The sequence below is a fragment of the Proteiniphilum sp. genome (assembly GCF_034927365.1).
Classification (GTDB): Bacteria; Bacteroidota; Bacteroidia; order Bacteroidales; family Dysgonomonadaceae; genus Proteiniphilum.
The window spans coordinates 350205-364793 of record NZ_JAYFQD010000013.1 but is presented as its reverse complement, the minus strand read 5'-3'; the positions used below and the strand labels follow the sequence as shown (position 1 = coordinate 364793).

Annotated in this window: 10 protein-coding genes; 6 read left to right on the top strand and 4 right to left on the bottom strand. The window is 44.0% G+C overall.

Annotated features, from left to right (window positions below):
* Nucleotides 1-14: 14 nt before the first annotated feature.
* From VB073_RS10410 to VB073_RS10395, 4 genes are all read right to left on the bottom strand, one after another.
* Entirely contained in the window at nucleotides 15-1568 is a 1554-nt protein-coding gene (locus tag VB073_RS10410) for a hypothetical protein (RefSeq protein ID WP_323404105.1), read from the bottom strand.
* Between the two features lie 9 nt (nucleotides 1569-1577).
* Nucleotides 1578-2318, bottom strand: a complete 741-nt coding sequence (locus tag VB073_RS10405; protein WP_323404104.1) for a glycosyltransferase family 2 protein — start codon at nucleotides 2316-2318, stop codon at nucleotides 1578-1580.
* Nucleotides 2319-2609: 291 nt separating this feature from the next.
* Nucleotides 2610-5714, bottom strand: coding sequence for a TonB-dependent receptor (locus tag VB073_RS10400; protein WP_323404103.1), 3105 nt, complete (start codon nucleotides 5712-5714; stop codon nucleotides 2610-2612).
* Nucleotides 5715-5726: 12 nt separating this feature from the next.
* Complete coding sequence (locus VB073_RS10395) at nucleotides 5727-6776, bottom strand: FecR family protein (RefSeq protein ID WP_323404102.1); 1050 nt, start codon at nucleotides 6774-6776, stop codon at nucleotides 5727-5729.
* 124 nt (nucleotides 6777-6900) lie between these two features.
* Between VB073_RS10395 and VB073_RS10390 the strand changes: the two genes are divergently transcribed.
* The 6 genes from VB073_RS10390 to VB073_RS10365 all read left to right on the top strand — a co-directional run bounded on the left by VB073_RS10390 (nucleotide 6901) and on the right by VB073_RS10365 (nucleotide 14497).
* A complete protein-coding gene (locus VB073_RS10390) occupies nucleotides 6901-7488 on the top strand; it encodes an RNA polymerase sigma factor (protein ID WP_323404101.1) in 588 nt (195 codons plus the stop codon).
* A 110-nt stretch (nucleotides 7489-7598) separates the two neighbouring features.
* Entirely contained in the window at nucleotides 7599-8945 is a 1347-nt protein-coding gene (locus VB073_RS10385; protein ID WP_323404100.1) for a retroviral-like aspartic protease family protein, read from the top strand.
* A 181-nt stretch (nucleotides 8946-9126) separates the two neighbouring features.
* On the top strand, nucleotides 9127-10125 hold the full coding sequence (murB, locus tag VB073_RS10380; RefSeq protein WP_323404099.1) for a UDP-N-acetylmuramate dehydrogenase: 999 nt from the start codon (nucleotides 9127-9129) through the stop codon (nucleotides 10123-10125).
* A 16-nt stretch (nucleotides 10126-10141) separates the two neighbouring features.
* A complete protein-coding gene (gene murA / locus VB073_RS10375; protein WP_323404098.1) occupies nucleotides 10142-11446 on the top strand; it encodes a UDP-N-acetylglucosamine 1-carboxyvinyltransferase in 1305 nt (434 codons plus the stop codon).
* 134 nt (nucleotides 11447-11580) lie between these two features.
* Complete coding sequence (locus VB073_RS10370) at nucleotides 11581-13446, top strand: 2-oxoacid:acceptor oxidoreductase subunit alpha (RefSeq protein WP_323404097.1); 1866 nt, start codon at nucleotides 11581-11583, stop codon at nucleotides 13444-13446.
* Nucleotide 13447: 1 nt separating this feature from the next.
* Nucleotides 13448-14497 (top strand): 2-oxoacid:ferredoxin oxidoreductase subunit beta, encoded by a 1050-nt coding sequence (locus VB073_RS10365; RefSeq protein WP_323404096.1) that lies wholly within the window; start codon nucleotides 13448-13450, stop codon nucleotides 14495-14497.
* The last annotated feature ends 92 nt before the right edge of the window (nucleotides 14498-14589 follow it).

The window sequence follows — 14589 nt, the reverse complement described above, 5'->3', positions numbered from 1 at the left end:
GCACTCCCGGAAAATCAATCACTTCCGGAGAGTTTCTCGATGGCCCGCTCACGATTGAATTTTAATAAATAGGTATCCGGATTGGGGAGTTGCCAGACTAAATCAAACAAGTCATCATTGGAAGTAATAGCGGGATATAGATACCGAACGGTAGAGGCATACCCCAATTGCTCCAATATTACATATTCCACATTTTTATTGATCAGGTCTCTTATCACCTCTTCCGGCTCTATACTGTATAGATAGTTTACAGCAAACAAATCCGGTGCGAAATAAGAGAAGAACTCCGGTTTCCGGGAACAGCAGACTGTGTTTTTTGGCAATTGTCTCTGCATCTCCTGGGCGATGGTAAAATAATTAGCAAAAGCAGGAGGATAAGGTTGTTTTGCTCTTACCGAAAGTGCCTTTACGGGAGGGAACAGTAGAAAGATCATCAAAAGGAAGGCGTAAGGAATATAAGCATTAGACTTAATCTTCACCCTGGTTATAATCAAATGGTACAATCCCGCATAAAAACAAACCACAATAAAAGGGGCGACAGGAATCACATAACGGCTTTCATTTCCGCCATGCCAGAGCATAAACAGACCTATTTGTCCCAATAAATAAGCGATGAATGCCCATTTCAGCGATTTCATATTCCAGGCTCCATACAATACAAGAGCCAGCACAACAATGCCCACCACAATTTCAGGAACAGAGGAGGCCATATCATAGTCCACGGAAATAAACGGGAAAAGTATTTCCCTGAATCCTTTTATCACCGTCTCGTCAAAGTTCCCAATCATCTTCCGGATGAATTCACTTACAGATGAGATGCTTCCCTCCTCCGGACGCCAGGGGTTTACCGTCATCATCGTACCAAAATAGCGGGAGTCGATACCAAGTGAATGATTCCTGATCCACCAGGGCAACAGCAATAATATGATTCCCCCAAAAGAGAAGATTGCCCGGAGCCATTCCTTACGGAACAAAAAGAATAGGATGACAGCAAAAAACAATGCCATTCCTGCCGCACGCACATAGTAGGCAAAGGCGGCAAAAAGGATCACCACCCCCAACCATAACCATGCACGAAAACGGTCTGTTCCTTCTGCAAGGGTAGTATACTTATAGAGGGCGAAAAAACAGGCAATCGAGCAAAACATAAATAGCATTTCAGACATCACGATACTTGAAAAGTGTAGTACCTGAGGAGAAAAAATAGCGAGTAAAGTAGCGGTAAAGGCCAATTTCGGGTTAGATGTGATTCGGATTAATAAATAAAATATACCCACCAGACTTGTGAAAAGAAGTATCCCGTTCATTATCTTGAAAAAAACCAGGCTGTGGATACCCAAAAGCATAAAGAGGGATAAAAAAGCGGGATATCCCGGCGGGAAGTGACTTGCCGGCTGGGGACCGTTTGGTGTGACAACGGAATATCCCAATCCTTCGGAAATATTCTTTGCCAAATTGAGGTACTGCGCATTATCTCCGTTTAGATCCAACTTTACATCGAATATCATCGAGTAAATTATAGTGAACAATAGACCCAATATCAAAAGATAAATCAGATTTTTCTTCATATGATAAAACTATTTATATAATCTCGATTTTATCCAACCCCATTTACAAAACGGATATAATATGGAAACTCTTAATACACCTAACCCATAGATAAAGCTACGTCTCAGGTTGATAGATGAAGCTTCTTTAAAATATTTCGTCGGGCAGGTAATCTCCGCTATTTCAAACCCCTGGTAAAAAATCTGGGCGATTATCTCATTATCGAATATAAAATCATCGGAATTTGTATTGAAGTTAATTTTTCGCAGCACTTCAGCCGAGAAAGCCCGATAACCGGTGTGGTATTCCGACAATTTCTGGTTCAGCAATATATTCTGGAAAAGAGTCAGTATACGGTTGGCAATATATTTTATCAGTGGCATTCCTCCCTTTCGGGCACCTTTGCCTAAAATACGGGAAGCAAAAACCACCGGATAAACTCCGTTCGCAATGATATAGGCCATAGAAGTAATGAGTTTAGGCGTATACTGATAATCAGGATGAAGCATGATAATGATATCGGCATTCAACTCCAAAGCCCGGTTGTAACAGGTTTTCTGATTACCACCATATCCTTTGTTATTGCTGTGTTTCTGAATCCCACGAATACCTAATTTCTCGGCCACCTTTATCGTATTATCGTTACTGCTATCATCCGTTAATATTACTTCGTCTACGATATCGAAAGGTATTTCGCTGTAGGTTTTTTCGAGTGTCTGTGCAGCATTATAGGCCGGCATTACAATAACCACTTTCTTATCTTTGATCATAATATAGCATCGTTCGCCCCCTGCAAAATACACGGAATTGGTATCCGACTGCGCCGTCGACAAACAATCATTCCCGGAAAGTGCAGTTCCTTGCTATCTATATAAAGCAGGGTTGTTTTGCACATTACGTGGAAATCGGGAAAAACCTAACCGGATTTTTGGTTAAAACATGTGAATGGATAGACAAGTGCCTAGGTGGGCAGATGGTTAGGTAAGGCGTGAAGTGTGATTGGGAGACATAACGATTCCACGACAAACAACAATTTAACGATTAAACGATTAAACAGGAAATCAAAAAATACGGCTTATGGAGATCATAAAAATGCGTCCGTTTTTGATTTCGTGGACAATAAGATCGCGGTCTTTATCATAGTTCTCACTCTTGCCCGGAAGGAGTTTTTCTGTTGGGATATCATATTCGTCGCGCACATAATCATCTTTCGTATTTCTGTAAAAGACTTGGGTCGTGTTGATCAGATTTCGACCGCTCACTTTTAACCAGATATCACTTTTGGGAAACCGATAACTGATGCTCGCCTCTACCGAATTCAATGGCGCACGGTACTCATGCTGATAGGCGTTTTCACCCAACAGGAATAGTTGGCGGCCGCTACGGTTAAACAATATGCTTGCATGCATACTTTTATCGGAATAATTGAACCCTGTCATCCATTGATATGGTGTTTGTCCTGAAAGAGGCCGGTTTTGTGTACTTTCAGTCTCAATAAAAATATCTTCCCCCTCCTTCTGAATAATCACGGTCACTCGTTTTCCTTTTACAGATGACCGGGTAAGGACAAGGCCTGCCGAGAACTGTACTTTACTCAAAAAATCGGAATCGCCTATGAATCCGAGATGCTTTCTCATTTCCGCTTCCACACCATAACTATAAGCCTTATCCGAATTTTGCAGCACATACATACGTTCATCATCACGATAGAGATAGGTCGTCCGCTCAATGGGCTGATCGATATCTCTGTAAAACAGTCCTGCAGAAACAATATCCTCCGAATCCATATATTTTTCAACAACCAGATCGACAGCCTGTACCTCCGATGGAGATACATCCCGATTGAAAGAGGTACCGAGAAGATAGGTATCGTACACGGGAAAAGGAATACGGTCAGACAACTTCGGCCGGATTACAGACTGCTGAAAGCTCAACCGCAGATTCATTTTCTCCATCGGCATATAGATGAGATTGGCTGAAGGGACCGCATACCATTTACCTTGCTTACCGGATCCGCCTTCTCCGTTGATCTGAATGGTCCGGTTACTTTCATAATCACCACGCAAACCCCATACAAACCGCATCTTTTCATTCCAGCGGTGTTCGAACATGACAAAGGGATGATGCTGCACAGCCTCTCCTGAAAAGTGATTCCGCTCGAGGAGTTGATAAACACGTGACGATGGATCAAGCATAGGATTACTGTCATAACTATAAAGGGCCTCATTAGATCTAAAGCGAAGGTATCTATAATTGGCATTGTAACCGAACATCATCTTATTGTGTATCTTATCCCACTGAAATGCGTATGTCGCTGATAGCCCCACATGGAAACTGCGTTCCCGATTCATATACCAGCCACTCGAAGCAGGATACAGGACACGCAATGCCGGATGCTGATGAAGAAAATAGAGAAGGGAGTCAACTCTCAAGGGTTTGTACATCTCCGAGAAAGCTGCATCTTTCTGTTCCCGCCCCACGAGTGTGTGCGAAGCATTCCACTGTAGCTGTACCTCGTCCGAAACGGCATGTTGTCCTTCCAGCTTATTCTGGTACAGGCCGGAGAAGGTAGGATAATTAAAGAACTGATTATTGAGGTTGGTCTCGTTTCCGGGTATCTCTTTCAAATGAGCCGTTACCTCGGTCAGGTCGTTATCGAAACTCCGCGTAAACAGGTTTCTAAGACTAATCCTGTTTTTTCCAAACTGCCAACCGGCATTCAATATCCCGCCCATTACCGCATTATAATAATAAATACGTCCGTGATTCCATTCACTCACGATATCATCTCCCATATATTGGCTTTCGTAATCCCACCGTCCCCGCTGCGTATGGTTTATTACCGACTGATACGTATTGTGCTGGTAGGAAAGTGACAGCACGAACCCGAAACGGTCGCCTCTCCCGCTTACCGCATATGTCCTGCCGAGTGACAGGTTATACTGTGGCGAAGGGTTAGCTTTTCTGTCGGATACGGTAAAGTGCCCATCAGGAAACAGGGTTGCGTTCTCAGACATTCTTTGTGCGATTCCGGGAATGACAGACCGGAAGACCTCAGGCACTTCACGGCTCCGGTCATCCAATCCAATAAGGTCAAACCGTCCGTCCCGTCGCCCTCGATGTTTTTTGAAAGTAGCCAGCGAGTTGAATTGGTAGGAGATATTTGCCTGCAAATAATTTTGTACAGGAATATCTTTGGTCACAATTTCGGTAACCCCTCCGGCGAAGCCGATCGGGATATCGGGTGTAGATGACTTAAGGAGACGGATATTATCAACCAATGAGACAGGAATTAAATCGAATGAAAAGATCTTATAGGAAGGGTCGTAATTGGGTAAAGGAATTCCATCCAGAAGTATTTCATTCCATCGTCCCCCTGTGCCTCTGATTATCTGGGAGCGGTTTTCATCGAAGCTGATGCTCGGCAGTAGTGTCATCGCATCCTGCAGAGTAGTAGCTCCATAGCGGTTTATCTGTTGACTCCCAAGGACAGCACTGGTATAAGGCCTGTTTCGTTGGGCACGTAACGATCCGGTAATAGTGCTTTCGGGTTGAATATAGGTAACGACCACTTCATCCAATTGAATATTGTTCTCTTTCAGCGCTATATCAAGGTGGGTCGTCCGGTTCTTCTTTACTTCTGCCTCCTGAACCAGCACCGACTCAAAACCCAGGAAACCAACCTTCACATCATATTTACCAATTGGCACTATGAGAAAATAATCACCGTTCATACCTGTTATGGTACCTTTTTGTAGGGATGGCAACTGTACCGTCGCTCCAGCCAACGGCACGCCAAATGCGTCAGTCACTTTTCCTGCTATGGAACCTCCGGAAGGAGTCTCGTCGGATTGGCGGACAATAACGAAACGGTGGTCATTCACTTTCCGGTAAGTGAACGTCGTGCCTTTGAGGGAATGGCGTATCCACTCCTCTACATCTGTCGATTGGGAAGTAAAGGCGGAGACAGTAATGCCGTCGAGAAACCGGCTCTCATAGGTGACGAACTGCCCGTTTTCTTTCCCTATTCCGGCAATTCTCTCTATCCGGGAAAGCAGCGATTCCTGTGGAAACGAAACGGTCTGGGCAGACAAACTAAAGCTGTTTCCCATGAAAAGAATAATCAGTACGACTACATATTCTATGGTTGGAATATAGATCCGCATGCTCCTCCTGCTTTATAAATCTTTTGGAGAGAAAATAATCTGGTTGTTCGTGATCCTGTAGGACAAGCCATAAAGTACGGCTATTTCGGTTGAAATTTCTTCGGTAGAGGTGTTCCGGTCGAAGCTGATATTAACAGACATTGTTTCAGGCTGATGTTCAAAGATCAACACCTTCCCATAGAATTGGCGCACACGGAAGCAGAGTTCATCCACAGAAGCATTTTCCAACACAATCGTGCCTGTGCGCCATGCCGATTTCAGGGCACTGTTCTCATTACTACGGGTAAGGGTTTTCTCCGACTCAAGGTAGGTTGCTTTCTGATCAGGGAGAAGTTCCAGTACCTCACCTCCCGATGTTTCCACTTTCACTTTGCCACTCACTACGCTGATTTCCTGAAACGGCAATTCTTTATAGCTCTGTATCGTGAAGCTTGTGCCCAGCACCTGTACCGTCACTCCTTCACGGAGATGTACCATAAATGGTTTCGTTTCATCCTTTTTTATATTAAAGAAAACTTCACCCTCTTCCAGCCATATTTCGCGGGTAACATCCATGTTACCTTTCCGTAAACTGAGTGTAGTACCACTATTCAGGGAAACCTGAGAACCATCGGGAAGAGTGATATTTTCAATATCCTTTTTTGAAATATATTGTCGGGAGATAGGTGCGTTCGTAAGATCCGGCGGCAATGATTCCTGATGAGTACGTTTCTGATAAACAAAAAACAGACCGATAATCAGCAGTAGAATACCTGCGATTGAACCGATAAAAGCAGGGGAAAGAATATATTTTTTGGAGATGTTCACCGGACTATTATCTCCCACCATCACACCTGTCTCCTTGAAAATAAAATCTTTCGTATCACGATCAAGTTCCTTCATCAGAGAGTCGGTAATCTCAAACTCCCTTTCGGGTATAAGCTCCTCCTCAAGAGATTCGATGATGGCGTTTTCCTCCGGGGTTGTTTCACCATTACGGTATCTTTCGAATAAATCGCGGGTAATCGCGGCTTTTTCCCGAGCCGACAAGCTATCCCGTAAATTCTGTCTCTTCTCTGTCATCCTTTTACCGCTGATAATCATTTTACCGGATAAAATTACAATTTTTTTATCAATCACCGGATATATAGCGTTAAAAGTTAACTGACTCCCGAGATTCAAAGATTTTTCCTAATTTTGTTTCGATTTGCACCTGACAGACGACATATTACTAAAAGCAATTGAGGAAAAGGATGAAAAGGCTTTCTCCCAATTTTACGAAAGGTACGGCAGTACCATTCTTTGTTTTGTATTGTCCAAAGTACACAATAAAGAAATCGCCAAAGAGATCGTACAGAACTTCTGGGTCAATTTCTGGGAGAATCCCCGGATCTTACGCGCCAATGAAAAAGGATCTGTGAAAGTTTTCCTATTGCAATATCTCCGTTTCCGTATCTACGATATGTACCGTATTGCCGATCCGGAAACGATTCCCATCGACGAAACCGAAATCCTGTCCCACACCACGGCATACGACAATATTGAAAAAGAGGAGCTAAAAGAGATCGTGCGGGATGCGCTAAAAGAGAGTTCCGCTCTCACAAAAGATAGTTTTTGGATGAGGGTGGACAGTGTTCCCGCCAAGGAAGTCGCCAACGAATTGGGGGTAACTACCCAAACGGTCCACAACAAGTTTTCGAAATCATTGGCAACCATCAGAAAATATATAAAAACTTACTACCCCGAGATAACATCTGAACCGGTTATGGGAAAGAAGCACCCTAAAAAGAGATAATTACAATCCTGTCTTCCTAACAATTTCGCAAAGAAATTCTTTATCTAATAAATTAGTTCTTCTTTAGAACTTTTTGCCTATATTTGTGGTGAAACAGACATTTACGACATATGAATAAAATCAGTCTTCTCTCATTATTACTGTTATTACTATCCTTCAATTGTCAAATTTTTTCACAAGAAGCGGATAAGAAGGTATTACAATTGTTAGACCGTCATGATTATTTCACGCTTGACCAGCAATTTCCGGCATTAGAAAAGGAAATGCAGGACATGCCACTCAAGTTGGTAGCAAAATCAACACTGGAAATAAAGTTCAATCGTCCGCAGGATGCCCTCCTTACAATGGACTCTCTTTCTAATACCTATCAATCGGAGATGGCAATAGTGATGGTTACTGATTTAATCTACACCTATCTTACTCAATTGGAGGAAATCCAGGAGTATAATAGAGCGTATAACATACTGCAGAATTTCCTGAAGAGTGCATCATCTCATCTGTCCAATGACATCTTAACCGTGTTTCATTCTTTAGAAAAGCATCTCTTCCTTTTAAAAGACGAACAGAAAACGGAAGTTACCAAGCCGGTGAATGGAGGTCAGATCCCTTTGGGTAAATTTGAAATGACTGTCATTGATCACAGTACCGGATTATCAAAAATCAATCCACCTATTCCTATTATTAAAGTTCAAATAGCAGGACAGGAATATATCTTTATGTTTGACACCGGTGCAGAAAAGAGCATTCTTTTCAATCATATTACAGGATCAATGAATCTCAAGAAATTTGAAAACCAGTATATTATTCAAGGATTCGGAGGAGGTGAGACTGCTCATTTGGCCATCCTTCAAGACAGCCTGTTATTGGGAAACATCAAATTTATGAATACCCCGGTATATGTAAGCGACAATTATTTCAAAAAATCATTCCCCAATATGCAAGGGGATTTGAATGCAATAGGCGGTGTTATCGGCATTGACCTGATAAAAAAGTTAGGAGAAATAGAGATACTCCCTAATGAGAAGAAAATAATTGTGCCTTATAATGAAAACAAACAACCCGCTTTCGGGAAAAATATCCTTTTTGATTTCAACAACAAATTGATTGTGTCAACTTCAATAAACAATGAAACGGTTCATCTACAGATTGATACAGGCAGCGATATTACCCGACTCCTGAAACCTTATTATGCGAAGTGGGAAGAAAAGATAAAATCGGAATACGCAAAGGAATCCCATACCGAGTTCGGGTTGGGCTTTACAGAAGGTGAAAAATACCTGATACCTTCTCTTCAGATAAAGATAGGGAACTCGGTAGCATCAATGGAGAACGTGTCCGTGTATCCGGATTCTTCTACCAATAATGCGTTGATAGAGGGTTTATTGGGAATGGATTTCGTATATCGTTGCAAGAAAATCATCCTCAATATGAATAAGATGTTTATGAGTTTTGAATGACATGATAGACGGGGGTGTTTGCGTCCGATTAGTAATAGAGAATATGGCTTGAATGAACAAAACTATTAACTAATTAATTATTAATCTTGTACGATCCGGTCGAAAATTTATTCAACAAAGATTGGGTAAAATCGTTTAGTTGAGGTTATATTTGTATGAAAATCGGACACTATCATTCACAATGACCGTCAAGGATAACGTACAACTGCAACCATACAACTCATTTCACACGAAAGCATTGGCGAAACTATTCTGCGAACCACAATCGGTAGAAGAACTTTCGGAGATAGTTCGTGCTTTTCCGGATGAAAAGAAACTGGTACTGGGGAGTGGATTCAATTCGTTTTTCACCAAAGAGTTCGACGGATTGGTCATCAAACCTGCCATACGGGGTATGCACCTCTTGTGGGAGACCGATCAATTCGTGGAGATTGAAGCGGGAGCCGCCGAAGACTGGGATCAATTCGTGGCTTATTGTGTGGAACAGGGTTATGCCGGTATCGAAAACCTATCGCTGATCCCGAGTTCGGTCGGGGCAAGCCCGGTGCAGAATATCGGCGCATACGGCACCGAAGCGAAGGATGTGATTACCAAAGTCAAGACGGTTTCACTTCAGACAGGCGATTATCATGAGTTCTCCAACGCTGAATGCCAATTCGGTTATCGCGACAGTATCTTCAAACAAACAGGCGATTATGTAATCACTTCAGTCGTTTTCAGGCTCGAAAAATCATTTCAATACAAAGAGAAGTATATCGATCTGAGCCGGGAGTTGGAAGGAATTCCCACTCCCACCCTTACCCAGGTCCGGGAGGCGATTATCCGTATCCGCAACCGCAAACTGCCCGATCACAGGATATTGCCAAATGCGGGGAGCTTTTTCAAAAATCCGTTCCTGACGGAAGAAGAGAAAGATCAGTTACAACAGAAATTACCGGATGTGCCGATCTATAATGCGGGAGAAGGACAATTCAAAACATCAGCCGCCTTCCTGATCGATAAGGCTGGTTACAAAGGAAAACGGCACGGGATGGTAGGAACCTATACCCATCATTCGCTGATCATCGTGAACTACGGCACAGAGAACGGACAGGAGATAGTCGACTTTATGCATAAAGTACAACAAGAGGTACAGAAACAGTTCGACATATTGCTCGAACCGGAAGTACGCATTTATTAACTAAAAAACGGTCAACATGTCATCATTCATCATTGAAGGCAAACGCAGTCTGAAAGGGAAGATCACACCACAGGGAGCCAAGAACGAAGCCCTGCAGGTTATTTGCGCCACCCTACTCACGCAAGAGGAGTTGATTATAGAGAATGTGCCCGATATCCTGGATGTAAACAATCTCATCGCGCTGCTTGCCGATATGGGAGTAGAGGTGAAAAAGCTGGACGGGCAAAGCTATTCGTTCAAAGCGGAAAAGATTGACCTCTCCTACACCCAGTCGAAAGATTTCATGGAGAAGAGCGCCGCGATGCGGGGTTCCATCATGATCGTAGGACCTCTTCTGGCACGATTCGGTGAAGTGGTCGTTCCCAAGCCGGGAGGCGACAAGATAGGCCGTCGCCGGTTAGACACCCACTTCAACGGGATCATGAAACTGGGCGCCGAACTGATCTTCAATGAGCAAAAGCAACTCTTCACACTCTTTGCCCAAAAATTGACGGGACAGTATATCCTTCTCGACGAGGCCTCTGTTACCGGTACTGCCAACCTGTTGATGGCTGCCGTCCTTGCCGAAGGAGAGACCGTCATTTACAATGCTGCCTGTGAACCTTATGTGGAACAGTTAAGCCGGATGTTGGTAAGAATGGGAGCAAGAATAGAAGGAATCGGCTCCAACAGATTAATTGTAAACGGAGTCACCACCCTCTCCGGCTGTCGTCACCGTTTACTACCCGACATGATTGAGATCGGCAGTTTCATAGGCATGGCAGCAATGACCGCTTCGGAGATCACAATCAAAGATACTTCGGTGACCCATCTGGGCATTATCCCCGAAAGCTTCCGCCGCTTAGGGATCATTGTGGAACAACGAGGGGATGATCTTTATATTCCGCAACAGGATAACTACACCATCGAATCATTTATCGACGGCTCCATTCTCACCATCGCCGATGCACCGTGGCCGGGACTCACACCCGATCTCCTCAGCGTGCTGCTGGTGGTCGCCACCAAAGCCGAAGGATGCATACTGATCCACCAGAAGATGTTTGAAAGCCGACTCTTTTTCGTCGACAAGCTGATTGATATGGGTGCGCAGATCATTCTCTGCGACCCGCACCGGGCGACCGTGATTGGTATGGGTAACCGCTTCCGCCTTAGAGGTATGACAATGACATCACCCGATATACGCGCAGGTATCTCGCTACTGATCGCAGCGATGAGTGCCGAAGGAATAAGCACCATCCATAATATCGATCAAATCGATAGGGGATATCAAGATATAGACAAGAGATTAAATACTTTGGGAGCCAGTATCGAACGAAGATAATCATCCTTTGTCCATAATTCTTTCCCTTTTTGTCTGATATGACAAAAAGGGGTTCTTCCAAAGTTTGAAAATATTTGCTTATTCCATAACTCTTTTATTACTTTGTATCCGATTTTATATTATAAGGAGAAATTATGCCATCGAATTTGGTCGTAACCGACATTAAACAAGTAACCATTCGTTTTTCAGGTGATTCCGGGGACGGAATGCAACTCTCAGGAACAATATTTTCCACGCTATCGGCTATCTTCGGGAATGAGATTGCCACATTCCCCGATTTTCCGGCTGAAATCCGTGCGCCTCAAGGCTCATTACATGGTGTTTCCGGATTCCAGGTACGGATCGGTGCCAAAGATGTGTACAATTCAGGGGACAAGACCGACGTACTGGTCGCCATGAATCCGGCAGCATTGAAGGTAAATGCCCAATTCCTGAAAAAAGGATCTATTGTTCTGTTCGATACCGACTCATTCCAGAAGAGGGATCTCGACAAGGCTCTCTTCCAGACACTGGATCCGTTTGCCGAACTCAATCTCGATTATGTGCAACCGATAGGCGTAGATATCACTACCCTGACAAAAGCCTCTCTGGCTGATTCGGGATTGGAGAATAAAGATATACTCCGTAGTAAGAATATGTTCGCATTGGGTATTGTATGTTGGCTTTTCAACCGGCCGCTGGAAATTGCAGACAAGCTACTCGAACAGAAATTCTCAAAGAAACCCTTACTGGTAAAAGCCAATATCAAAGCGCTCACCGACGGTTATAACTACGGAAACAATACCGATATGACGGCCTCTACCTATCGTATCGACCCGATAGAATCGACCAAAGGTTTTTATACCGATATCAACGGTAACACAGCTGTGGCATACGGATTGATTGCCGCAGCCGAAAAAGCCGGAGTAGAGCTCTTTCTTGGGTCCTATCCTATCACCCCTGCGACCGATATTTTACAGGAACTCTCCAAAAGAAAAGATTTCGGAGTGAAAGCCCTCCAGATGGAAGATGAAATTGCAGGAATCGCCTCATCCATAGGAGCCAGTTTTGCCGGTCGCCTGGCAGCTACCTCCACCTCAGGACCGGGACTATCACTCAAGAGTGAAGCATTGGGACTGGCTGTGATGACCGAACTACCACTGGTGGTGATCGACGTACAGCGGAGTGGTCCCTCTACGGGAATGCCGACTAAAAGCGAACAAAGTGACCTCAATCAGGCTCTTTATGGACGTAACGGTGAAAGCCCGCTGGTAGTAATGGCGGCAGCATCGCCCACCGACTGTTTTGAAAGCGCTTTCGAAGCATCAAAGATAGCCCTGGAGCATATGACACCTGTCATCTTACTAACCGACGGTTATATCGCCAACGGTTCATCGGCATGGAGAATTCCCGAGATGAAGGATTATCCTGACATCAAACCGCCCTACGTACAAAATAAATATAATGGGGAAGCAAAGGAATGGAGACCCTATTTCCGCGACGAAGATACACTCGTCAGATATTGGGGTGTGCCGGGTACTCCGGGCTATATGCACCGTATCGGAGGATTGGAAAAAGACCGGCTTACCGGTGTCATCTCGTCGAACCCTGATAATCACCAACTAATGGTGAACACCCGTAAGGCAAAGATCGAAAAAATTGCCGACTATATCCCTGAACAGGAGGTAACCGGTGATAAGAATGCCGACACGCTCATCGTAGGATGGGGCGGTACCTACGGCCATCTACTGGAAGCATCATTACGCCTCGATGCAAATGGTAAAAGGGTTGCTTACACTCATTTCAGGCATATCTCACCCCTTCCCCGCAACACTCATAAACTGCTACAGAAATACAAGAAAGTGATCGTAGCGGAACAAAACGAAGGACAGTTTGCCGCTTATCTGAGTGGAAAATTCCAGGATCTGGATAATATCTACAAATACAACAGGGTGGAAGGCCAACCATTCAAAGTAAGTACGCTGGTCGAAGAGTTTACGAAAATTATGGAGAAAAAGTAATATGGAAGTGATAGAAATAAAAGCAGAAGATTTAAAATACCAGAAACATCTGCCAAAAGACTATAAAAGTGAAAATGCTATTCGCTGGTGCCCGGGTTGTGGCGATTATGCCATTTTAACAAGCCTGCAGAAAGCAATGGCCGAGTTAAATATCGAACCTCACAATATAGCAGTTATTTCCGGAATCGGCTGTTCGTCACGACTGCCCTATTATATGAACACCTACGGTTTTCACAGCATCCATGGTCGTGCGGCAGCAATCGCAACAGGAGTAAAAGTAGCTAATCCCGAACTGAGTGTATGGGTAGCTACCGGCGATGGCGATTCGCTCGCTATCGGGGGAAATCATTTTATCCACACTGTCCGCCGGAATGTGGATATCAATATCCTCCTCTTCAACAACAAGATATACGGACTTACCAAAGGTCAATACTCTCCTACCTCCGACAGAGGATTCATCTCCAAATCATCACCTTACGGGACAGTGGAAGATCCTTTCCGTCCGGCAGAATTAACTTTCGGAGCAAGAGGTACTTTCATTGCAAGAGCCATCGACGTGGACATCAAGAACCAAACGGATGTGATGATAGAGGCTGCCAAACATAAGGGTACTTCTATAGTGGAAGTATTACAGAACTGTGTGATTTTCAATGACGGTATCCACGACAGGATCAGTGACCGCAATTGGAAGGCCGATAATACCATAGTACTCAAACATGGTGAGAAAATGATCTTTGGTAAAGAGGAGAACAGGGGTATTGTGATGGATGGATGGGAGCTCAAAGCTGTAACTATCGGTGAAGATGGGTACACACTTGATGATATTCTTGTACATGATGCTACCACCAGAGATAACACCTTGCATATGAAGCTGGCACTGATGGACACTGCCGACGCTCTCCCCGTTGCACTAGGTGTGATTCGTAGCGTGAAAGAACCCACTTACGAAAGAGAATATGAGAAGCAGATCGAAGAGGTGCAGATGAGGACACCCAAAAGATCATTCACCGAGTTTCTGCTCAACTCACCCAATATCTGGGAAGTGAAATAAAATTCGATTGATGCTCAGTTGTGATTCAGTGGATTTTCAATTAGATATTCAGTGGATTTTCAGTTGTTGTGCGGTGGATTTTTAGTGGATGT